The sequence below is a fragment of the Fictibacillus barbaricus genome (assembly GCF_031457135.1).
GTDB lineage: Bacteria > Bacillota > Bacilli > Bacillales > Fictibacillaceae > Fictibacillus > Fictibacillus barbaricus_A.
This window is the reverse complement of record NZ_JAVDWA010000003.1, coordinates 320,063-343,651: the sequence shown is the minus strand read 5'-3', so window position 1 is coordinate 343,651 and position 23,589 is coordinate 320,063. Positions and strand designations below refer to the sequence as shown.

The window sequence follows — 23,589 nt, the reverse complement described above, 5'->3', positions numbered from 1 at the left end:
TATTTATGAAAAAAATAGCACTGTGTATGTTATTAATCACTATTTTCTTTTCGCAAATAAATTTTGTTGAAGCTGAAAGTAAGCAAGAAGAAGTAATTATCTTATTCAATAAAAAAATTCATAAAGATATCGTAGAAAAAAATGGAGGGCAAGTTAAACATATGTTTAAGCAGCTTCCAATGGTTACTGCATCGGTGCCCGAGAACAAGATTTCTTTATTAGAAAATGATTCTAGTATTAAATCCGTTCAAATCAATCAAAAGATTCAAGCAGAAGGGCAAGTCGTTGATTGGGGAATTAATAAGACGGCTACTCAACGGGCGTGGAGTTCTAATTTTACAGGTAAAGGTGTGAAAGTAGCCATACTTGATACTGGTATTTCACCTCACAACGATCTTCAAATCTCTGGCGGAATTTCCTTTAAATCGTATACAAAATCATATACTGACGATAACGGACATGGCACACATATGGCAGGAATTATCGGTGCTAAAAATAATAATTTTGGGTCAGTTGGAATTGCCCCAAACGCAAGTCTTTATGCAGTAAAAGTTCTAGATAAAACAGGTAGAGGTGAAATTGATACGCTTATAAAAGGAATTGAATGGTCTATTACTAATAAGATGGACATAATCAATTTAAGTTTATCACTCGAAGAACAAGTCGATTCGCCAGCATTAAGGGCGATTTTAGAAAAAGCTTATAATAGCGGCATTCTCATAGTAGGTGCAGCAGGTAATCATGGAAGATCTAACGGCAGTGGAGATACGGTGGAATATCCTGCTCGTTACAATACAGTCATTGCAGCAGCAGCTGTAGATTCTTCAAACAGACGGCTATCAAATTCGGCAACAGGATCAACTGTTGAAATTTCAGCACCTGGTGGAAACATCTATAGTACCTATTTAAATAACGGATACGCAAGAATGAGCGGAACATCTGTTGCCTCATCGTTTGTAACTGGAGATCTAGCTTTATTAAAGGAACGCTATCCAGGAGCGTCCAATACAACACTTCGTTCAAAACTGCTAGAACTTACATTAGAAATGGGAACGAGCGGCAAAGACCCTTTTTATGGTTATGGATTGATTCAAGCTCCATCTAACAAAGGCAAAGTTCAAAGATTAGCAGGTAAAAATCGTTTTGAAGTAGCCGTAAATATTGCTGAAAAAGGATTTGCTTCTGACAGTAGCAGCAATATCGTCATATTAGCGAATCACGATGCTTTTGCGGATGCGTTAGCTGCTTCTCCATTAGCTTATAAATATAATGCACCTATTTTGCTCACTCAAGCTGATAAATTAACTACAGAAACGAAGAATGAAATTGTTAAGCTAAAACCTGATGAGGTTATTATTGTAGGTGGAAGCGGGAGTGTAACAAACAAGGTATTTAATGATGTAGATAGCTTAGTGAATAAGGTAAGAAGGATTTCAGGCAAAGATCGCTTTGAGGTTTCTTTTAATATTGCTAATGAACTTCAAGGTACAGAGACTGCTATTGTTGCAAATGGCTTAAACTTTCCAGATGCTCTTGCGATCGCTCCATATGCAGCAAGAAATAAGTTTCCTATATTACTGACAATTCCTAATCGATTACCTGCTAAGACAAATGATGCTCTAGAAGGTGTTAAAAAGACAATTGTAGTGGGCGGACCTGCAAGTGTGAGTAATGATGTTTATAAACAATTACCTAATCCAATAAGAATTGGCGGTAAAAATCGCTTTGAAGTGTCAACAAACATTATTAAAGACCTAGGATTAACAGCAAATCAGGCCTTTTTGGCTACTGGTTTAACTTTTGCAGATGCACTGACTGGCTCAGTATTAGCAGCTAAAAATAATGCGCCTTTATTACTAACAGGAAGAGATCGATTACCTGAAACTGTTTCGACATTAGTTAAGGAAAAAGGAACATTACAAATGACGATTTTAGGCGGAAATGGGTCGGTTTCTGGGGCTATACAAACAAGATTAGAAAATCAATAAAATACAAAATAACGACATATTTTTTCAAATTGTTACAAAAATTACAAAAATAACGTCGGATATGTAATAAACATGTAATAAAATACCATGGATAAATGTGCTACCATAGACTTAGGGCGATGGGGTCAAGGAAAAGGTAGAAACATACATTATATATCCGAATTTAACTATTACTTATTTACTAATCTACTAATGCAACTTGAACCCAATTGGTTAAACGGAAACATAACATAATCAATTGGAGGTACATACATTCATGAAGAAGAAAGTTATGTCTTTAGCACTAGCAGCAGGAGTAATATTGTCAAACGGTGGTTTAGTACACGCTTCACTTGGTGATGACATTATTAACACAGGGGATAATTATTTAGGAACACCTTATAGATATGGATCAGCGTTTGGAAACACTAGTTCATTCGATTGTTCATCTTTCACATCTTACGTTTTTTCTAAACACGGCATTACGCTTCCAAGAACAAGCGTTGGACAAGCATCAGTAGGAACAGCTGTTTCTAAAGCTAACCTGCAAAAAGGTGATCTTGTATTTTATGATACTGATTTTAACGGAACAATTAACCATGTAGGTATCTATGCTGGAAATGGACAAATGTTGAATGCCCAAGGAAAAGGTGTAGCCTTTGCGGATGCTTTTTCACCGTATTACTGGGGATCACGTTATGTAACTGCAAGACGTGTAATCAATGATAAAGCAGAAGCTGCAAAAGTAGTTGCTGCAGCTCCAAAACCAACTGTCGTTTATAATGCTGATGGTTCTGTACAGTCTCGCGTACATAAGGTTCAAAAGGGAGATACTCTCTGGGGAATTAGCCGTAAGTACAATACAACAGTTGCTGCTATTCAGAAGTTAAATCTATTAAAGTCTACTAATCTTTACATTGGTCAATCATTAAAAGTAAGCGGACAAACAACTGCAGCTACTCAAACTGTGAGTGCTCCTCCAACAAAAGTTGCTTCATCTTCAGCAACTACGTATGTTGTAAAATCAGGTAATACACTTTGGGGAATCAGCCACAGCTACGGTATAACAGTAAAACAATTAGTAGATAGCAACAACTTAAAATCTAACACAATCCATCCGGGTCAAAAACTGAAAATTGTTAAATAATTGTTCCAAACAGCCCTTAAAAGGGCTGTTTTTCATTTTCTTTATTTTTACATTTCCCGCATCATCAAAGAAGTAAACATTATAAAGTAATTTTATGTACTTCTTTAGTTTGTCTCTGTTAAAATGGGAATAATAGATTTTAGTTAATAATTGGGGGTATTTTAAAAATGGCAATACTCGTAACAGGTGGAGCGGGATACATAGGAAGTCATACGGTTGTTGAACTTTTAAATTTAGGATTTGACGTAATCGTAGTAGATAATTATGCAAATAGTAATCCAGAAGTTATCAATCGTATTCAAACTATTACAGGAAAAGAAATAAAATCCTATCATGCCGACCTTTTAGATAAAGAAAGTCTTTCTAAAGTGTTTGAAGAGAATAAAATAGAGGCTGTTGTACACTTTGCTGGTTTAAAAGCTGTTGGGGAATCAGTAGAGAAACCTCTTTATTATTATCACAACAACATTACGGGCACACTTGTGTTAAGTGAAGTTATGAAGGAATACGGGGTAAAGAAAATGGTATTTAGTTCTTCAGCAACTGTGTATGGCACTGCTGAAACAGTACCTTTGACTGAAGATACTCCTCTTGGTGCTACAAACCCTTACGGCTGGACGAAATTGATGCTAGAACAAATCTTTAGAGATCTTTATGTTTCTGATAATGAGTGGAGTATTGCTTTACTCCGTTATTTCAACCCGGTTGGTGCTCATGAAAGCGGACTAATTGGTGAAAATCCAAGCGGGATTCCAAATAATTTAACTCCTTATATCACACAGGTTGCGGTTGGAAAGCTTGATAAACTAAGAGTGTTTGGGAATGACTATGACACACATGATGGTACTGGAGTGCGAGATTATATTCATGTAGTAGACTTAGCAAAAGGACACTTGAAAGCTTTGGATAAAGTGCTAACAAATGATGGTGTTGAAGCTTACAATTTAGGGACAGGTAAGGGGTATAGCGTTTTAGACATTGTGAAAACATTTGAAATTGTTACGGGAATAACGATTCCATACGAAATTACAGAACGCCGTGCTGGAGATATTGCTGTCAGTTATGCTGATCCTGCAAAAGCAAAACAGAAATTAGGTTGGGTTGCAGAACGTTCTCTTGAGGATATGCTTCGTGATTCATGGAATTGGCAAGAAAAAAATAAGAATGGTTACCATAACTAATTTTAAAAAGCAGCCTTAATAAGGTTGCTTTTTTTATTATTTCTTCCAAATTACTTCAAAGTAGTTTAACATTAAATGGAGGTTTTATTAAATATTGAAAGGTTTGTTGCGTTTTGTACAAAAAAATGATAGGAAATCCTATCTTTATTATCTCTATTTATTCGACCGTAATATTATTGAAGATAATTGGAATCAGGTACATATTATTTCATGAGATAAATCTAATTCATTCTTTATTTTATGACATGCCCTTTTTTCTTTTGTTCCTCTCACTTGCAGTCCTCTTACCTTTTGGGGAAAAATTTAATTTATTTCTCGTTAATTTAGTAACGAGCACTTTCTTTTTTGTCCTTATTGTATATGTAAAGTATTATCAAATCCTTCCTACCTATTTCGATTTATTCCAAGTCAACCAGTTAGGTACAGTTAAAGAAGATGTTTATGATCTAATTAAACCAAAGTACTTTATTATATTTATAGATGTGTTTATTCTTTTTATCATTTCTCTATTGATGAAAAATAAAGCGAAGATGAAACCAGCCATTAGTTCTGCTCTAGCTTTGGTTTGTATAGTTGGTATTTCTCTTCAGTTTTATTTGAATAAAAACGAACAAATTACAGATGTGATATCAATGGCAAACAACAAAGGAATTCTGCAATATGAAATGATCCAATATTAACAAGATAAAACATTGCCTGCACTCGCAAACTCAGAGGGAATATCAAATAAGCAAATTTATTCATTAAAGAATATAAAAAAAATGAAAAAACAAGATTTAAATTTTTTCGGTGCAGCAAAGGATAAAAATGTAATCATTATACAGCTGGAGTCCTTCCAAGATATGCTGATTAATATGGAGGTAAAGGGACAAGAAGTTACTCCTACATTGAATGGATTAGTTAACGATAGCTTTTATTTTAGTAATATTTATCAGCAAATTGGTGCTGGGAATACATCCGATGCGGAGTTTTTAATTAATACATCACTTTATCCAGCTGGAAACAAACCTTCGTCAAAAGTATATGAAAACAAAATTATTCCTTCTTTGCCGCGTATACTTAGCAAAGAAGGATACTACACCTCAACTTTTCATGCTGATAATGTTGAATATTGGAATAGAATAAAGCTTTATCCAGCATTAGGCTTTGATAAATATTATGAAGAAGAGTTTTTTGGAAAAAAAGACCTAGTTGGATTTGGACCATCTGATGAAGTGCTTTATGAAAAAGCGCTTGAAGAGTTAACAGCCTTAAATGAAAAGCATGAGCGTATTTATGCCCATGTATTAAGCATGACGAGCCATACACCATTTGAGCTTCCAAAAGATAAGCAATTATTATCATTACCATCTAAATATCACGAAACAAAGACGGGTAATTATCTAACAGCTACACATTATGCTGATTATGCTTTAGGGAAATTTATTGAGGGACTTAAGCAAAAAGGTTTTTGGGATAACTCAATTGTAGCTATATATGGTGATCACTCTGGATTTCATCCTAAACCAGAAGATGCTAAGGATAAAAAGTTAGCTGAAGAGCTTTTAGGCCATCCTTATGGTTTAGTAGATCGCTTTAATATTCCTTTACTTATTCATGTTCCTGGGAATCATAAGGGAGAAAACAAAAGCATAGGCGGGCAGATCGATATTATGCCAACAATAACAAATCTTTTAGGTATTGATCTTGACAAACAGATTCATTTTGGGCAAGATCTGATAAATTATCCAAATCATAACTTATTAGGTATGCGCTATTATCTACCAGCAGGTTCGTATATCAATAAGGATTTTCTTTTCGTAAATCGTGAGGATGAGGGAAGAGGCCAAGTCTTTGATATGAAAAGCAAAACAACTGTAAATAATAATAGTGAATTTTATAAAGAAGGTAGCGAATCTGAACAAAAAAAGGAGACCATTCTAAAACTCCTAAATCTAGCAGATTATTATTTAAATAATTTACCTGAGAAAGATGAGAAATCGTTTTAACCGTGAGACTCTATTGCTTTTCACAGCAATGGAGTTTTTTATTTGTGGAAAAAAGTTTACTAGAATATTAACAAAATTTATCAATTAACGTTATAATTAACAAGTAAAACAATTTTTAGGGGGATATATGAAAAAGTTTAGTATATTATTTTTACTAGTCATGTTGCTATTGTCCAATTATTCAGTAAGTGCGAGCGCTGCATCGGTAGAACGTTTGGATGGGAATGACAGATTTGATGTAGCAGTAAATGTGTCAAAAAAGGGATGGGCATCAGGCAGTTCAACGGTTTTGCTTGTTAATTACGAAGCTTTTGCAGATGCGCTTTCTGCATCACCGTTTGCTTACAAAGTAAATGCACCTATTCTATTAACGAACCAAGGTCAGCTAAATGCTAAAACAGAAACTGAGATAAAAAGATTAAAAGCTTCAAAGGCTATTATTATTGGCGGTACAGCCACCGTTAGCCAAAATGTGGCATCTCAATTATCTAAACTAAATGTTCAAGTCGAAAGAATTGGCGGAGCAGATCGATTTGAAGTAGCGTATAACGTTTCGAAAAAGCTTGGAGCGGAAGGAAAAGTCATCATAACGAATGGTACTACATTTGCTGATGCGTTAAGTATTTCTCCGTACGCTTCCAAGCATCAATACCCAATATTATTATCAACAAAAGACGTTCTTCCTTCAAAAACTCAACAAGCCATAAAGGAGAAAAACCCGCAGCAAACGATTATTGTTGGTGGGACTGGAAGTGTGTCAACTGGTGTTGAGAAGAAGCTGAATAACCCATTACGAGTAGGCGGGAAAGATCGATTTGAGGTAGCCGTGAATGTCGCAAAAACATTTAACTTATCAACGACAAAAGTTGCCATATCGAATGGGATGACATTTGCTGATGCGCTAACGGGATCTGTTTTGGCTGCAAAACAAAACATGCCATTACTATTAACTCAATCAAATAAAATTCCAGCTGTTACAAAACAATTTATTGATAGTAAACAAGTTAGCAGTTTTATAGTTTTTGGAGGAACAGGTTCTGTAAGCACCTCTGTTGTCTCACAATTAAAAAACGAGCTTCCACTAGCTGGAAAGCGAATTGTGCTTGATGCGGGCCATGGTGGTTCAGATCCAGGAGCAGTAAGAAACGGTTATTCAGAGAAAAACTTAAATATTAGTTTTACAAAGCTGTTTGCTGGTCATTTGAAAAATCTTGGTGCTGAAGTTATTTATACACGTGACCCTGCCTACGATCGATATATTTCTTTAGAAGATCGAGCGTTATTCGCCAATAATAAAAAAGCTGATTTATTTATAAGTATTCATCATGATTCGTCGGTAGATAGTTCAGCAACTGGACAAAGTCTTCATTACAGCACTTATCGTCCTGGGATTGAAACAAAAGATGTATACGTGAAATATGCTGGGAGAACATATCCATTCGTTAGGGAAGACACAGACAGAAAATTATTTTATTACAAAGATGGCAGTACAATTAAGAGTATGAGCTATCAAGGAGACATCATTGCCTATGATACAATTTCTCCTTCACAGGCAGCGAAGGAAAGTTCTAAACTAGCACCCATTTTTTATAATGCAATAAGATATAATGGCATAGGTACAGGTTATATAAAGGACAGTAACTTATATGTAACGAGATGGACAAAGATGCCTTCCCTTCTTATTGAAATGGGTTATATTTCAAACAGTAAAGAAGTATCTTTGCTGTCACAAAAAAGTGTACAAAATGCTAGAAGTTTATCACTTGCCAAAGCAATTGAAAATTATTATAGATAACACTAAAAAGGATCTATTTTTAAACCACTGTTTAAATAGATTCTTTTTTATATTTATTTAACAATTATTCTAATAAATTATATAAAATGTAATTTTATGTATACATTGCTATTAATTCCTATTATTATATTATTGGTAAATAAAAAAGGGGGACACCTAATGTTTTATAGATTTTTTTGCGCGGTATTACTGCCAATATTATTTCTAATTACTACTATAGAGGTTAATGCTCATGAAATTCAAAAAGAGCGGATTTCTGGGGCTGATCGTTTTGAAGTAGCTGTAAATGTCTCGAAAAAAGGATGGCCCAATTCATCAGAAACAATCGTTCTTACAAATAATATTGCATACGCAGATGCTTTGTCTGCAGCTCCTTTAGCATATAAACTTAATTCTCCAATTTTGTTAACTCAACCGAATAAATTAACGCTTGCTACAAAAAAAGAGATTGCTAGACTTCATCCAAAAAAGGTAATAATCGTTGGTGGAACTGGGAGTATCTCAAATTCAGCAGCAAACGAAGTAAAGAATATGGGAATAGGGATAGAACGAGTGTCCGGAAAAGACCGGTTCGAAGTTGCTTATAAAATTTCTAAGAAACTCTCGAACAAAGGAAAGGCTATTATCGCATATGGTATGAATTTTCCTGACGCTTTAGCGATTGCACCTTATGCAGCTCAGGAAGAGACTCCCATCTTTCTTACATTGAAGGATAAGCTTCCAGACGATACAAAAAAGGGCCTGCGAGAAAAGAATGTAAATCATACGATAATTGTTGGTGGTGAAGGGAGTGTAGGTAAAGGAGTAGAAACAGCTTTGCCCTCTCCTGTTAGAATAGGCGGTAAAAATCGTTTTGAAGTCGCTTCTAACATTATTCGAAAGCTGAACTTGCCCACAGAGAATGCTTTCTTATCAACGGGAATGACGTTTGCTGATGCTCTAACGGGTTCCGTACTGGCGGCAAAACAAAACGCTCCTATTTTATTAACACTGCCAGACCGTCTGCCAAGTGAATCAAAAGAGGTTATTTATGACAAGAATATCAACAACTTCACGGTTCTTGGAGGTACAGGATCGGTCGGTGATAAGGTATTAGATATACCACATCGATGGGAAATAACTAAACCTTCTGGAACAGCTCTTCAAGGATTTGCTTCTGCTACATCTGTTTTTCCAGGAGACAAGCTTAACCTTTATATTCATAGTGTAGAGCCCTATAAAATTCAGGTATTCAGAATGGGGTATTATGAAGGCGAAGGGGCAAAACTTGTAGATACAATAAGTAATTTACAGCCTAAAAAGCAATCATTTGCCGCAGATCCAAGTACAATGAAAGCAAATTGGAGTCCTGCTGTTTCATTAAAGATTAAAGACTCCTGGCAATCAGGTGTTTATTTAGGTAAATTAACAAATTCAAGTCAAAAGGAAAGCTATATTACGTTCGTTGTAAAAGATAAACTTCCACAAGCTTCGATTGGAGTAATGATCGCAACGAATACTTATCAAGCTTACAATAACTGGGGTGGGAAAAGCCTTTACGGTTACAACAGTACGAATAGTGACGCAGCCGTAAATCTCTCGTTTGATAGGCCATATAATAACGGCAGAGGCTCAGGTGAATTTTTTGCTTATGAATACAATATGATTCGCTGGATGGAAAAACAGGGTTATGAAATGACATATTTCACAGATACTGATATTGATAATGGGTTATTAAGTAATCTAAATTCTAAATTACTACTCATACCGGGCCACGCAGAGTATTGGACGAAAGCCATGAGAGACAGTATTCAATATGAAACAAAAAACCGGATGAATTTAGCTGTTTTTAATGCAAATATTGCTTATTGGCAAGTTCGATTACAACAAAAAGACAGGTTGATGATCGGGTATAAATATAGAGCTAATGAAGATCCTTATATGAAAACAACCCCTTTAGAAGTGACTACTAAATTTAGAGATAATCCTGTGAATCGCCCAGAAAAGGAAGTATTAGGATTAATGTATTCTGGAATTCCAGAACAAAAGCAGCAGCCTCTAGTCATATCAAATCCTGCTCATTGGCTGTATAACGGGACAGGATTGAAAAAAGGAGATAAGATACCAGGAGTTGTTGGTGGTGAAGTCGATAGTTATGATGGTCAAATGAAAGGTGTAGAGGTCGTTGCCGCATCGCCAGTCAGTTTATATGGTGAAGATTCAATGTCCCATGTTATTTGGTATAACAAACCTTCTGGAGGAAAAACCTTTGCTGTAGGTACTTTTTATTGGAATTGGTTTTTAGATTCGTTTGGTCATGAATCGTTTGCTAAGCCAAATAAAACAATTGAAAAAATAACAACAAATTCCTTAATAAAATTGTTAAAAGAGTAGTGTTTTTAAAACCTTCGAGTTGCTCAAAATGAAAAAATCGCTTAATTAGGATAATTATCTAAATTAAGCGATTTTATTTTATATAAGGAATTAAAGTTCTAAACGATTTGTTTCTGAGGAATTTTTTCTGAACGTTTCTTTTTATTTACAAGGTAATTGCCTAAATTTTGTGCAGGTTTTTCTATGAATTTATGAGTTATTGCAGCAAACAATATAGATATAATTGGAACAAAACTCAAAGCAATATACACCGGGATGATTTTTCCAAGCGTATACATCATTGTTATAAGAACCACCATATGAACCAAATATAAACTATATGAAACTTTTCCTAACCATTTGAATACAGGCTTAGTGAGTAGTTTATTAAATGGTTGGGATGAAATTGCAAAAGTAAAAATAATTAATACTCCAATTGCAGCAATCCATTCGACTCCCAAATTAATTCCTAATCCAACTATGCCATGAAATTTTTGGAAGAATGGAAAAACATCCTCAAAATTAAACAAAATAAGAGCTATAAGAAAAAGGAAAATTTTATTTAAAGACTTTATCTTGTTAAAAAGCGGTAAAATATTCTTATAATTTTTTGCAAATAAAGCACCTATTATAAAAAATGTTGTATAGAAAAAAGTATCTTTAAAAGAGTTTATTACTGCACTAGTAAAACCGTTATCTATAAATATATTCATTACGTAAAACACTAACCAAAAGAACATAGATCCGCCAAATCCTAAGATGATAGCTTTCTTCCAATCAAATTTTATTACTAAAAGCATTAAAAATGGAAAGAAAAAAGAAATTCTCATTTCGTGAACAAGACTCCAAGTTGGTCCATTTACATTTGTATTGTCATAACCAAGCATTATTATATAAGAAATAGCTGCTTCTAAAGATAGCGGATGTGCCCATCTTCTCTCACTAAAAGAATCCATCAATCCTGTATGACCGTGATAATCTGCTATGAAGACCATTAATAAGACAGCAATAGTCATAACTGAGATATAAGGAATATATATTCTGCAAATTCTTTTAATTATATAATCCCCATAGCTATAGTTGTTTTTAAAACTAAGAAATGGAAGCGCAAGTACAAAACCACTTAAAACAAAAAATAATAAGACTGCCTCACTACCTGCCCAAACTGTATGAAGAATGGTATTATCAAATAAACTTACTACCCAATTATTATATGGTTCGTTATAATGCGCAGCATAAAACAAAGGCGTCATCAACAAACAGTGATGAATTAATACAATTAATGCAGATATTCCACGTAATGAATCCAGAGAATGGATACGACCGCTCAAATGAAAAACCTCCTAAATAAGTTGCACTGGAAATACCTATCAATATTACAATAATTTGATTAATAATGGAATACAAACTTATGCTTAGGTGTTTATTAGCATGAAACGGAAGTAAGTGGGAAAAAAGCATTGAAAAATTGTTCTCCTTGTGAGTACAATGTAAGGCGGAAGAATTACATAAAAAGGAGGGGGGAGATTCAAAATGCGATTAATAAGTCACAACAAATCTCTTAAGTTAGCAATGTTGTTTCCAATAATCTTTATTCTTATGCCTAAATTTGAAGGAAGTCAATTCATTACTTATCCTATTTTAGGACTGATATTATTAGGTGCAGGTTACACACTTTTAAAAGATGAGAAATTAACATTGGGAATAACCGATAGAAACTTCACAATTGTAGCATCTCTTTTGTTAATATATGTTTTTTGCATGGGAATTTCTTATTTCGTAAATATAAATGATTTATCTTTAAAAGCTATACCACATTTCTTTAAACCGATTTTATTCTTAATGGTGTTGTCATATGGGTATTTGGTGGCTTTAAGAATTAACTCCGATACAATCAAGAAAGCTTTACTTAAAAGTGCTTACATAATAGTAATTGCTCAGATTATTGTAGGTATTACACAACTTTTAGATTTACCTATTTTTAGATTTATTTATGACGATAGCAAATCTTATCCTATTTGGAAACTTGTTAGGACAACGGGAACACTAGCTAACCCTAATATTTTCGGATGGGTAATTACACAAATGACCGTAATTATTTATCTTTTTGAAATGAACAAACGTAAAAAATGGGCTTGGTTATTTATTGGGTTAATACTTATGGTTTTATCTGGATCACGTTCTGTTCTTGTAATGTTTCCACTCGTTTTTATCTTTATAGAATTAGTAAGAAGCAAAAAGGATAAGAAATTCTTCATAATAAAAGTACCCTTATTTATAAGCGGATTAGGATTAGCCATGGTTACAGCTTATTGGTTAATATTAAAATTTGGTCATGTGTTTCCTTATTTAAGACAATTGGTATTGATTGTTAGATCAGGTTCTCTTTCAAGCGTTAGTTCGTTTAGTTTTAGGACAAAAATGTGGGACAACGCATTAATACTATTAAATGAAAAAAACGCATGGTTATTTGGTTTAGGACCGGGCTCTTTAAGAGTACTAGATAAGGATTTACTTTATTCACTTACAAACTATGGAATAATAGGGACACTTGTCATGATCATTATGTACTTGGTAATTGCTTATTATTTTTTACGATTAAAAGATAAAAGGTTTAGTCTATTAGGTTTACAGTACATTGCGTTTTCATTCATCATTGGTTACCAAGTTGAAACCTTAAGTGGTTGGAATTATCCAATGTTAATTATGTTTTATACCGGGATTGCTTTAGTCTTGTATAAGAAACAAAGAGAAAGCGAAAAGGTAGATTAATAGATCCTCTTAGCAGCTTTAAGGATATCATTGTTTGAAAGAAAACATTTTTATTATATTTTTATTAAAGATAAATGAGGCATGATCCTAAAGTTATTCTACTTTGGGAGTCATGCCTCATCTTTTTGTTTTCTTATTTAATAAAGTTAGATAACTGTTGTTCTACAGCAGGAGTGATTGAACCTGTTCCACCTAGAATGTATGTGTAATCTGTTTCACCTTTGTTTTGAGTTAGATAGTTATTAATATTTGCTTCTAACTTGTTAGAAGTTGTTAATAAAATTGGTGCACCCATAAAAGCTGCGAGAGGACTTCCTGATAATGCATCAGCAAAAACATCACCCCTAGCAACAACTAACGTACTTAAATCCATGCCATAATTTTTTATTCCATAGTTAGTTACATTTACAGAAACTTGATAACGATTCAGCCCGCCGATTCTTTCAACCTTAGCACCAGTTCGCAATTGAGAAATTTTTGTCTTTACGTTATCGGAAACTGTTGCAGGCCCACCAACGATGATGAAATGACTGATATTAGCATTATTTTTAATAAAGGTTTGAATGGAATCAGGAACCGAGTTTGTACCTACTAGCAAAATTGGCATTCCCATGTATCCAGCCATGCCTGAAGCAGAGAGAGCATCGGGAAAGTTCATACCGCTAGCAATAATAGCTGTATCTGCATAATCAGCAACTTTTGCAGCTACTCCAGCAGAAACAGCAAAACGGTCTTTTCCGCCAATTCTTTGAATCGTTTGAATTCCCAATGACTTCAGCTGATTTTCTACATTTGTTGAAACTGAGCCTGTACCACCTAAAATAATGGCTTTTTCGGGTTTTAATCTTTTAAGCTCAGTAACCGTGTTTGTTGGGAGTGCTTTTGTTGCTGTTAATAACACAGGTGCACCTTCTGATGCCGCTAAAGGACCTCCTGATAAAGCATCTGTATATAAGTCGCCGCGTGAAATAATGACAGTACCTGAGTAGGCATCTCTACTGTCAAGTTCTTGACTGATTCCTGTCGACACTTCATAACGATCTTTTCCACCAATACGTTTAAGCCCAGGAGATATTACATTATACGTGGACCAAACAGCATTTAAAGTTGTACTGTCTAAAGCATTTAAAGCAAATGTATTAAAACCGGGCTGTACATTTAACGTTTCATTAAAAGTAACATCAAGTTCTTTTGGATCATTGTAATTGAAATACAAGTCAAGAGCATCGGCATCTGTAGTCCCTTTAACACTCATGCGTGTACTGCCTTTTGCTAAACGTACTTCATGAGTTGCAGGTGATGTTATGGCTATAGAAGGAAGCTGTGTTGCTGGCTGATCCGTAAAAGAACCAGAGAGCGAAAATTCATAGGGTGTTGGCTTATCGCTAAACCCTTCAACTTCAAATATATATTCACCAGGTGGCAGATCAAATGTGTAGGGATCATCAAATTCAAATGGTTCTTCCGTATTCGCATCGATGATAGAAAAATAGATTTCTTCTGTCTCAGTGTTTTGCTGTGAAACTTCAAAGTGTCCACCGTTCGTAGAAAAATAGTATTCATGCATTGTATATATATCGATATTATTTTTATAGGTTACCGACGTTTGCAAGGCTTGCATGCTGAAATTTGGACTCTGAATCGTATTGCGTTCTGATAATGGGTGAATTTGTTGATTGTTGCTTTCTGCGCTTACAGCAGTTGTTAAGAAAAGTGAGGTTAATAAGGAAAAAGAAACAGCACTTGCTATTTTTTTAGACTTCATGGTCGTTCCCCTTTTTATAAGCTATACCGACGGCATGCAAGATAATAATATAGGAAAATAACATGAATACAATAGGGATAATTTACTAATATTATATAAATTTAACAATCCGAATATTTAAAAATAACCTTTAAAGTTATAGAGTATAACGACTTAATAATTTAGAAAATAATTACATTTATATCATCTTAGTAGGACTTTAGTCCCTGTGAATATTCGTGTTTTCTGCTATACTCATCTTAGCTTATTTTTACATAATAAGTAAAATTATGGTAGGGGGAAAAAGATGAATAAGTGGAAGAAACAACTTGCTGTGCTAGGCTTAAGTACTAGTTTAGTAGCAACAGGTATACCATTAAAGGCATCAGCTATAAGCAGTGTGAAAAATGAAAATAGGTTATTGAGTCAATATTTTAATACTAAGCTTGATGCGAAGAAAAAAGACCAGCCCTCTTTCAGCAAAGATACGCTTATCATCAAATATAATCGTCCAATTACGTTAAGTGAGCATAGTAGTGCAGGAGCGACACCTATTAGAAGTGTATCTTCATTAAATTATACGGTAGTGAAAATAAAGAAAAAAGGCACTATGGATCAGGTTTTAAAAGCCTATAAAAAATTAGGAAAAGTGGAAATAGTAAGCCCAAGTGTTTTGTATACAACACAATCGACAAACGATCCTAAAGCATCAAAACAATATCACTTGTCTCTATTACAATTGGAAAAAGCGCAGCAGCTTGCAGGCAATGCTTCTGTTAAAGTAGCTGTTATCGACCAAGGGGCAGACAGAGACCACCCTGAACTTCAGGGTCAGCTTTTGCCAGGCTACAATACAGTAAATCCTACAAATCAGCCTACTCCAGATTTTCATGGTACACATGTTTCGGGTATTATAGCTGCAAAAAAGAACAATGGTATCGGAGGTTATGGGGTAAATCCTAATGCAAAGCTATTAAATATCGATGTGTTTGACCGTGACGGTGGTGCATATGACTTTGCTATTGCAGATGCTATTATTTATGCGGTAAATCATGGAGCTAAAGTTATAAATATGAGTCTTGGCGGTTCAATGCCTTCACCACTAATTGAAGATGCAGTGAAAAAAGCAATCAACGCCAAGGTGACGATTGTGGCTGCTGTTGGGAATGAAGGTAATGATTCTATAAGTTATCCTGCTGCATATGAAGGGGTAATTTCAGTCGGTTCGACAAACAGTGAAAATAAGCTCTCTAGCTATTCATCCTATGGGCCTTCTGTTGATTTAGTTGCACCGGGTGAAAATATTTATGCTCCGATTTATGAATTAGAGCGTAAATCCAGCTTTGATTATTTAAGCGGTACATCAATGGCTACACCAGTAGTATCTGGTGTTGCGTCACTTCTTTTAGCAAAGCATCCAAATTTAACACCTGCACAAGTAGAATATGTGCTTGAGCATACGGCAAAGGATCTTGGCTCTAGAGGTTTTGATGTCAGATATGCAAATGGGTTAATAAATCCAGTTGGAGCTTTGAATTATGATGTTAAGAAAATTCCAGCTTCCGTAAAAAATCCAGTAACTCAGACAGAAATATTAGCAAAAGCAAAGCCAATTAATTTAACTGGAAAGTATACGTATAGTGGGAAAATTACAAAAGCCAATGAAATTCATTGGATTAAATTTGAAGTGAAAAAAGGGGAATATATTCAAACATCTCTAACCGGAGCTGCTGCATATGATTATAAGTATAAATTGAACTTATACTCTAAAGAGGGTAACAAATATATTGATGTTAATCAAGTAAGAGAAGGAAAAACAGAAGGCAAGCTATATAAGGTTCCTTATTCGGGGACATTGGCAATTGGCATAAAAGATGTAAACGGAAGCTTTGATGATTCTGGAATAGACTTGTCACACTTTACATTAAATATTCAAAAAGATAGTAAGCTGCTAGAAGATAATGTCGACTTGGCTCATCCGGTCGTCATCAATTCGCTTCCTTATTCTTCAAAAAGTAAAGCATTAACTTTAACAGGGAGTGAAGGAGATGAGGATTACTTTAAATTTTCTGTAAAAACCAAGCAGCTTATACGTTTAAAGGTAACGGGAGTACCTGGTATTGATTCAAACCTGAATGTTTTTCTTGCTGATCAATTGACGTCTTCAGAACCAGAGGATGAAACGGCCGAACCCATGTTTTATTCTGATTCTCTAGGATATGGAGAAGGAGAAACATTAGTGTTTGAAGCTGAGCCAGATATGGAATATGCCATTTCAGTTTCAAATATGAGAAACTATTATGATTGGGAATACGACTTCTATATGAATGAAGATATGGTATATTTTCCAAATAAGTACTATTCTTCTAATTTGTCATATGTATTGTCTGCAGAAGGAAAAGTCCTTCCCCCAGATGAAGATAACTATCCTTTAAATGAGGATATGACTGACGATGAATATGATGATGGGGCAGTTAATAAAGAAAATTATGTTAAATTAAAACAAGATTCCAGACATCTTCTTCATAAACTAGGCAAGGCAGAGGATGGAGAAGATGATGAAGGCGAAGTAGACTTTGAACTAATTAAAGAGTCCGCATTGAAATATGAAATAGGGAAATCTAAAACTGCCTATTTACAAAACTATGAAGATGAAGATTGGTATGTAGTAAAACCTGGTACGACTGGGATTTATGGTTTTAATTTCAATAATAAGCCAATGGTAGAAGTATATGAATATGTTAAAGAGGTATATAACGGTGAATCGTTTGAATACTTTAATCAAATTAGCGGGAATTTTACTTGGGATTGGTACGGTGTAAACCTCGAAAACGAATTAAACGTAGGATTAAGAAAAGGAAAATCGTATTATATCAGAGTAATGAATGATCAATATAGCGAAAATAGCATGTTGTATAACAGCTATTCGTTTACCTCAAGTTTAAAGGTAAACAACCCTGAAGATAAATATGAAAATAATGATAGCTTAGAAAACATTAAAAATCTTCCAGCGGCACACTTTACAGGTAATTTTGCTATGCCGAATGATCAAGACGTATTTTATTTAAAACCAAATAAACTTGATACATTATTCGGTGTAAATATTGACCGATCAAGTGTAACAAAAGATTTATTAAAAAAATATCCCGCTGAATTATTAGAAAACTTCTACAGTGCAGCCGTTATTTTTGAAGACACGAATAATAACCGCAAACTAGATGATAATGAGTTCGATACGATGAGGTTTGTTGAACGAGGATGGGAATCCGGTAACACGAGTGGATCATTCCTTGCTAAAAAAGGAAAAGGGTATGTGGTCGCTATTATTGGATTTACAGAAGGAATTAATTCAACCTTACTTCCATATTCTGCGACGATTGCTCCTGTAAATACAAAAGATGAAGATGCTGGATCGGTTATTAAGGAAAACAAACCGTCAAAGCCGCTAGCCTTTAAAAAAGAAAGCTCCAAAAAGTATAACGCACAAGGATATTTGAATGCAGGTGTTCCAAACGGAGATTCTGATTGGTATACACTGAATGTTGACCAAGACAGAATTGTTCAAGTTACGTTTGGTTTCAAAAACGATATTGATGGTGTAGTGTCAATTTATAAAGATGGTCAGCTGATACAAAAAGCTGATTATTATCGATTGGGAGATTCGGAAATATTACGAGCTAACCTGAAAAAGGGAACATACTATATTGAGGTTAAGGATACAAACAGAAACGCGAGTCTCAACCCTTATTCTTTAAACGTATATTATTGATAGTAAAAAGACGACTCAGATAAGATTGAGTCGTCTTTTTTTTGTGTCAATAATTTGTATTTTTGTAAATTAAAGTATACCTGGAACACTTTCCCTATTATTATATGAAATAGGAGGAATATAACATGTTACTAAAATGGATTGCTTTATTAACTTTTCTTACAGGAAGTTTTACAGTTCAAGAACATTCATCTGTAGGCACGCTTGTAAATAATTTTACTGTGCTTAGTGGTGAGAAAGATTTTAAAGACGAAATTCCAGAGAGACCGTTTCAGTGGGAGATAACAAAACCAGCTGGGCCAGGACTTCAAGGGTATGCTTCGCAAACTTCTGTTTTCCCAGGTAAGAAGTTAGATTTATATATTAACAGTGAGGACTCTTATAAAATTGAAATTTACCGCATGGGATATTATAGAGAAAAGGGAGCAAAACTGGTAACTACAATAAATAACCTGTCTCCTAATTTACAAGGGTCCTCTCAAGATGGAAAAACGATGAAGGCAAATTGGAAACCTACTATATCAGTTAAAATAAATAAATCATGGAAATCCGGTGTTTATTTAGCTAAATTAATTAATTCCAATCAAAAGGAAAGCTACATTACTTTCGTAGTAAAAGAAAAAAGTCCTAAGGCGCAGATAGGGATGCTGATTTCTACAAATACGTATCAAGCCTACAATAACTGGGGCGGAAAGAGTCTCTATGGATATAATAGTACAAATAAAGAAGCAGCCTTAACCGTATCATTCGATCGTCCTTATAATAATGGGAGAGGTTCTGGAGAGTTTTTAGCTTACGAATACAATATGATTCGCTGGATGGAGAAAAAAGGATACAGCATGACGTATTTTACAGATACAGATATAGATAATGGTCTATTATCTAAGCTTAAAATAAAATTATTACTTATACCCGGCCATGACGAGTATTGGACAAAAACAATGAGGGATAGCATTCAAGAGGGAACGAACAGCCAACTGAATTTAGCTGTTTTTAACTCCAATGTTGCTTATTGGCAAGTAAGGCTTAACGAAAAAGATCGATTAATGGTTGGTTATAAGAGCAGGGCAGCTGAAGACCCATACTTAAAAACGCATCCGAAGGAAGTGAGCACAAAGTTTCGAAATGCGCCAGTAAGTCGTCCTGAATCAGAAGTACTCGGTTTAATGTACCGAGGGATTCCCGAACAAAAACAACAGCCACTAGTAATTTCTAATCCCACACACTGGATTTTTAAAGGAACAGGATTGAAAAAAGGAGATGAAATTCCTGGTGTGGTAGGTGGAGAGGTTGATCGCTATGATGGCCCTAAAGAAAATGCAGACATACTTGCAACCTCACCTGTTCGATTATACGGAGTTGATTCAGTCTCTCATGTAATTTGGTATAAAAAGCCAGGCGGAGGCAAAGTATTTGCAACAGGTACATTCTATTGGAGTTGGTTTTTAGATTCATTTGGTCATGAGACTTTCGCGCAGCCAAATAAACAAATTGAACAAATAACGATCAATGCATTAAATGGATTATTAAAAAATTGATAAATCAACCCCCTCTCCAAATTTTTGAGAGGGGGTTTTTTAATAAAAAAATAATCAACTTTCATGTTGGTTTCTAACTTGTAAATTATTTGAAAGTTGCTTAAAAACAGGTACTTTATTGTAAAAAAATGTGTTAGAATAACTTGGTGAGTTTTTAATGAATTTTCCTGAAATAACAAAATAGAGGAGTTTAGTAGAATGAGAGTTAAAAAGGCAATTATTCCAGCTGCAGGATTGGGTACAAGATTTTTACCTGCTACTAAGGCTATGCCGAAGGAAATGTTACCAATCGTTGATAAACCTACTATTCAATATATAGTGGAAGAAGCTATTGAATCAGGGATTGAAGACATAATTATCGTTACTGGAAAAGGTAAACGAGCAATAGAAGATCATTTTGATCATGCGTTTGAGCTTGAACAAAACCTTTTTGAAAAAGGAAAAACAGAATTGCTTGAAAAAGTTCAGCATACCTCTAAAATGGCAGATATTCATTATATAAGACAAAAAGAACCTAAAGGACTAGGTCATGCTGTTTGGTGTGCCAGGAAGTTTATTGGAGACGAACCTTTTGCTGTACTTTTAGGTGATGATATTGTAAAAGGTGAAAAACCATGTTTAAAGCAATTAATTGATCAGTATGAGAAAACGGGTTCTTCTATTATTGGTGTTCAAGAAGTAACTGATGAGCAGACAAGCCGTTATGGAATCATTGATCCAATGAACAAAGACGGCCGTTTGTATGGTGTACATAACTTTGTCGAGAAACCTGCACTTGGCACTGCTCCTTCAAAGTTGGCGATTATGGGCAGATATTTACTGACTCCTGAGATTTTTCAGTTCTTGGGAGAACAAGAAATTGGAACAGGCGGAGAGATTCAGTTAACAGATGCTATTCAAAAGCTAAATATGTTCCAACGTGTGTTTGCTTATGACTTCGAGGGAACAAGGTATGACGTCGGGGAAAAACTGGGATTCATTATGACAACACTTGATTTTGCACTTAGAGATTGTGAAATCAGTAAACACCTGTTGCCTGAATTAGAAAAACTATTAGAACAAAATAAAAGTCTAGTAAGGAACTAAAATACAAAACACGCCAAATAACATATATTGGGGTGTTTTGGTTAGAATCAATTCATTAAAATAAGCTAGTATCGAGAAATAGTCTTAACAAAAAAAAAGGGAATCTCATTATGAGATTCCCTTTTTACTATTATAGTTCTAGTTGTTCTTTTAAAAGTGAACTAATACGTTTTTTCTCTTCATCACTAACATTAAAGTAGTAGATTCCGTTAATCTTACCGCCTCGTCCTTTAATTTCAAGGGACTGAACATTTTTCCTTGCCCCTTTATAATTAGATTGAATCTCTTTCATTTCGTCAAAGGACATATTTGTTGTAATATTATCACCCATTACTCCTAAGATTTCTCCTAGTTTTGTAATAGATGATAACTGAGCCCCTTCATCGATAATAGAATTGATAACTTGTCTTTGTCTTTCATTACGTCCAAAATCTCCACGTGGATCTTGCTTTCTCATTCTGGAATAAGCTAATGCTTCTTCACCAGAAAGATTTAATGAACCTTTAGGAAAGTTATGCCCTTCGTAACTAAACCCAAATTTTTCATTATTCACAGTAACTCCACCTAACGCATTAACAATCCCTTTAAAACTTTCCATGTTAACTTTCATAAAATAATCAATAGGGATGTCAAGAAAGTTTTCAACTGTTTCTATTGCCATTTTTGTACCGCCAAATGCATATGCATGATTAATTTTATCTTGCGTTCCTTTTCCAATAATTTCAGTTCTAGTATCGCGGGGAATACTAGTCATATACATAGAATTTGTTTTAGGATTAACCGTAACGACGATAGTAGTATCAGAACGGCCGCGATCTCCTTTGCGTTCATCCACTCCTAAAATCAGGATAGAAATTGGGTCTTGGTTTGATAGATTTAATTCATCATCCCTCTTATCTGAACCACTCCACTCACTGTCATCATGCATCTTGCCAACTGTATCCTTTACAGAAGAATATACATAATACGCATATCCCGCTCCCGCTAATAACAAAATTCCTATTATTGAACCTAGTATTTTAAGAGTTTTCTTTTTTCTCTTTCCTTTTTTTATTTCTGATCTGTTTGCCAATTGTCTCAGTCCTTTTTTTATAATTAACTTTTTTCGCATTTTATGACAATTTGTAGCATGTATTTACATACTTTTACAACTATACTATTATATTATTCATAGGAATTTATTTCAAATCATTTTTTTTGTTATTTTACAATAGAACATCAAACTTTTATTTGAATTTACTATTCTTAGTGTTAATATAAGTATGGTTGTAAAATATGTTTAATTTTAGAAGAAAACCTTATATTATGATACGTTGACATTTGCAGGATTATATAAAAATGCAATGAAGTGCTTGGAAGAATTTATAGACAAAACCTTTGTAATATATAAAACTATGAATTTCATAAATCTTTCCTAAGCCCTCAAACTTAAATATGGGGGATTTTAAATTTATACAATAATAAGGAGTATTTGCAATGCAACAAAATAAAACTACTTCAACTCCCTTAATATCTATAATAACCCCCACATTTAATGGCTTAAAATTCATTGAATACACTGCAAATTCAATAATTAGCCAATCTTACAGCAAATGGGAGTGGCTCATTGTAGATGATTTTTCAACGGATGGAACACAACAATATTTAAAAGAATTAGCGCAAAAAGATGATAGGATAAAGGTAACTTTATTAAATGAAAATAGCGGTACTGCCATAGCAAGAAATACAGCAATACAAGAAGCGAGGGGTAAGTACATTGCTTTTTTGGACAGTGATGACGTATGGCACCCTGAAAAATTAAATAAACAAATTAGATTTATGCAGGAGAATGATTATGCTTTCTCCTTTTCTCAATATCGCATTATGAATGAAGATGGAACTCATACTGAAAAACTAATTAAAGTTCCTGAAAAGATTGATTATAATGGATTGTTAAAAAACACCATTATTGGATGCTTGACTGTAATGATTGATGTTGAAAAAATAGGGAAAGTCAGCATGCCGAATATTCGTACAAGACAAGATTTTGTATTATGGTTAAGTATCCTTAAAAAGGGCTTCGTGGCATACGGAATGCAAGAAGAATTGGCTTATTATAGAAAAGTAAATGGTTCAATTTCCAGTAATAAACTGAAAGCTGCAAAAATGAATTGGAAGGTATATAGAAACATAGAAAAATTGTCTATTACTCGAGCTGCCTGGAGTTTTATGAATTATGCATGGAATGCTTACAAAAAAAATTAGAATAGA

Annotated in this window: 15 protein-coding genes; 12 read left to right on the top strand and 3 right to left on the bottom strand. The window is 34.3% G+C overall.

Annotated elements, in window-relative coordinates; translation table 11 throughout:
- Positions 1 to 5 precede the first annotated feature (5 nt).
- The 7 genes from J2X07_RS10760 to J2X07_RS10730 all read left to right on the top strand — a co-directional run bounded on the left by J2X07_RS10760 (position 6) and on the right by J2X07_RS10730 (position 10,451).
- A complete protein-coding gene (locus tag J2X07_RS10760) occupies positions 6 to 1,988 on the top strand; it encodes a cell wall-binding repeat-containing protein (RefSeq protein WP_310258709.1) in 1,983 nt (660 codons plus the stop codon).
- A gap of 256 nt (positions 1,989 to 2,244) precedes the next feature.
- Positions 2,245 to 3,114 carry a LysM peptidoglycan-binding domain-containing protein gene (locus J2X07_RS10755; protein ID WP_310258708.1) on the top strand — a complete coding sequence of 290 codons (870 nt, stop codon included), beginning with the start codon at positions 2,245 to 2,247 and terminating at the stop codon, positions 3,112 to 3,114.
- 167 nt (positions 3,115 to 3,281) lie between these two features.
- Positions 3,282 to 4,295, top strand: coding sequence for a UDP-glucose 4-epimerase GalE (gene galE, locus J2X07_RS10750; RefSeq protein ID WP_310258707.1), 1,014 nt, complete (start codon positions 3,282 to 3,284; stop codon positions 4,293 to 4,295).
- A gap of 113 nt (positions 4,296 to 4,408) precedes the next feature.
- On the top strand, positions 4,409 to 4,975 hold the full coding sequence (locus J2X07_RS10745) for a hypothetical protein (protein ID WP_310258706.1): 567 nt from the start codon (positions 4,409 to 4,411) through the stop codon (positions 4,973 to 4,975).
- A gap of 81 nt (positions 4,976 to 5,056) precedes the next feature.
- Positions 5,057 to 6,283 (top strand): LTA synthase family protein, encoded by a 1,227-nt coding sequence (locus tag J2X07_RS10740; protein ID WP_310258705.1) that lies wholly within the window; start codon positions 5,057 to 5,059, stop codon positions 6,281 to 6,283.
- Positions 6,284 to 6,410: 127 nt separating this feature from the next.
- The gene (locus tag J2X07_RS10735) at positions 6,411 to 8,078 is read left to right on the top strand and encodes a cell wall-binding repeat-containing protein (protein ID WP_310258704.1); all 1,668 of its coding nucleotides are present in this window, start codon (positions 6,411 to 6,413) and stop codon (positions 8,076 to 8,078) included.
- A 159-nt stretch (positions 8,079 to 8,237) separates the two neighbouring features.
- Complete coding sequence (locus tag J2X07_RS10730) at positions 8,238 to 10,451, top strand: N,N-dimethylformamidase beta subunit family domain-containing protein (protein ID WP_310258703.1); 2,214 nt, start codon at positions 8,238 to 8,240, stop codon at positions 10,449 to 10,451.
- Positions 10,452 to 10,549: 98 nt separating this feature from the next.
- Here J2X07_RS10730 and J2X07_RS10725 read toward each other — a convergent pair whose 3' ends face one another.
- Positions 10,550 to 11,761 (bottom strand): acyltransferase family protein, encoded by a 1,212-nt coding sequence (locus J2X07_RS10725; RefSeq protein ID WP_310258702.1) that lies wholly within the window; start codon positions 11,759 to 11,761, stop codon positions 10,550 to 10,552.
- A gap of 202 nt (positions 11,762 to 11,963) precedes the next feature.
- Here J2X07_RS10725 and J2X07_RS10720 point away from each other — a divergent pair, with 202 nt between their 5' ends.
- The gene (locus J2X07_RS10720) at positions 11,964 to 13,202 is read left to right on the top strand and encodes a hypothetical protein (RefSeq protein ID WP_310258701.1); all 1,239 of its coding nucleotides are present in this window, start codon (positions 11,964 to 11,966) and stop codon (positions 13,200 to 13,202) included.
- Positions 13,203 to 13,335: 133 nt separating this feature from the next.
- Here J2X07_RS10720 and J2X07_RS10715 read toward each other — a convergent pair whose 3' ends face one another.
- Positions 13,336 to 14,967, bottom strand: a complete 1,632-nt coding sequence (locus J2X07_RS10715; protein ID WP_310258700.1) for a cell wall-binding repeat-containing protein — start codon at positions 14,965 to 14,967, stop codon at positions 13,336 to 13,338.
- 286 nt (positions 14,968 to 15,253) lie between these two features.
- Between J2X07_RS10715 and J2X07_RS10710 the strand changes: the two genes are divergently transcribed.
- From J2X07_RS10710 to galU, 3 genes are all read left to right on the top strand, one after another.
- Positions 15,254 to 18,715, top strand: coding sequence for a S8 family peptidase (locus J2X07_RS10710; RefSeq protein ID WP_310258699.1), 3,462 nt, complete (start codon positions 15,254 to 15,256; stop codon positions 18,713 to 18,715).
- 125 nt (positions 18,716 to 18,840) lie between these two features.
- Complete coding sequence (locus J2X07_RS10705; RefSeq protein ID WP_310258698.1) at positions 18,841 to 20,253, top strand: N,N-dimethylformamidase beta subunit family domain-containing protein; 1,413 nt, start codon at positions 18,841 to 18,843, stop codon at positions 20,251 to 20,253.
- Positions 20,254 to 20,451: 198 nt separating this feature from the next.
- Positions 20,452 to 21,339: a UTP--glucose-1-phosphate uridylyltransferase GalU gene (gene galU / locus J2X07_RS10700; RefSeq protein ID WP_310258697.1), complete on the top strand. Its 888-nt coding sequence runs from the start codon at positions 20,452 to 20,454 to the stop codon at positions 21,337 to 21,339.
- A 130-nt stretch (positions 21,340 to 21,469) separates the two neighbouring features.
- On the opposite strand, the gene J2X07_RS10695 is transcribed toward galU, so the two are convergent.
- Positions 21,470 to 22,450 (bottom strand): LytR family transcriptional regulator, encoded by a 981-nt coding sequence (locus J2X07_RS10695; RefSeq protein ID WP_396194008.1) that lies wholly within the window; start codon positions 22,448 to 22,450, stop codon positions 21,470 to 21,472.
- A gap of 365 nt (positions 22,451 to 22,815) precedes the next feature.
- On the opposite strand from J2X07_RS10695, the gene J2X07_RS10690 reads away from it, so the two are divergent.
- A complete protein-coding gene (locus tag J2X07_RS10690; RefSeq protein ID WP_310258695.1) occupies positions 22,816 to 23,583 on the top strand; it encodes a glycosyltransferase family 2 protein in 768 nt (255 codons plus the stop codon).
- Positions 23,584 to 23,589 lie beyond the last annotated feature (6 nt).

Excerpts from the sequence above, each read along its gene's own strand:
- J2X07_RS10760 (WP_310258709.1), top strand. The coding sequence starts at position 6 with ATGAAAAAAATAGCACTGTGTATGTTATTAATCACTATTTTCTTTTCG.
- J2X07_RS10740 (WP_310258705.1), top strand. The coding sequence starts at position 5,057 with ATGAAAAAACAAGATTTAAATTTTTTCGGTGCAGCAAAGGATAAAAAT.
- J2X07_RS10715 (WP_310258700.1), bottom strand. The coding sequence starts at position 14,967 with ATGAAGTCTAAAAAAATAGCAAGTGCTGTTTCTTTTTCCTTATTAACC.
- J2X07_RS10690 (WP_310258695.1), top strand. The coding sequence starts at position 22,816 with ATGCAACAAAATAAAACTACTTCAACTCCCTTAATATCTATAATAACC.
- J2X07_RS10735 (WP_310258704.1), top strand. The coding sequence starts at position 6,411 with ATGAAAAAGTTTAGTATATTATTTTTACTAGTCATGTTGCTATTGTCC.
- J2X07_RS10755 (WP_310258708.1), top strand. The coding sequence starts at position 2,245 with ATGAAGAAGAAAGTTATGTCTTTAGCACTAGCAGCAGGAGTAATATTG.
- J2X07_RS10695 (WP_396194008.1), bottom strand. The coding sequence starts at position 22,450 with ATGCGAAAAAAGTTAATTATAAAAAAAGGACTGAGACAATTGGCAAAC.
- J2X07_RS10730 (WP_310258703.1), top strand. The coding sequence starts at position 8,238 with ATGTTTTATAGATTTTTTTGCGCGGTATTACTGCCAATATTATTTCTA.
- J2X07_RS10710 (WP_310258699.1), top strand. The coding sequence starts at position 15,254 with ATGAATAAGTGGAAGAAACAACTTGCTGTGCTAGGCTTAAGTACTAGT.
- J2X07_RS10705 (WP_310258698.1), top strand. The coding sequence starts at position 18,841 with ATGTTACTAAAATGGATTGCTTTATTAACTTTTCTTACAGGAAGTTTT.
- J2X07_RS10720 (WP_310258701.1), top strand. The coding sequence starts at position 11,964 with ATGCGATTAATAAGTCACAACAAATCTCTTAAGTTAGCAATGTTGTTT.
- galU (WP_310258697.1), top strand. The coding sequence starts at position 20,452 with ATGAGAGTTAAAAAGGCAATTATTCCAGCTGCAGGATTGGGTACAAGA.
- galE (WP_310258707.1), top strand. The coding sequence starts at position 3,282 with ATGGCAATACTCGTAACAGGTGGAGCGGGATACATAGGAAGTCATACG.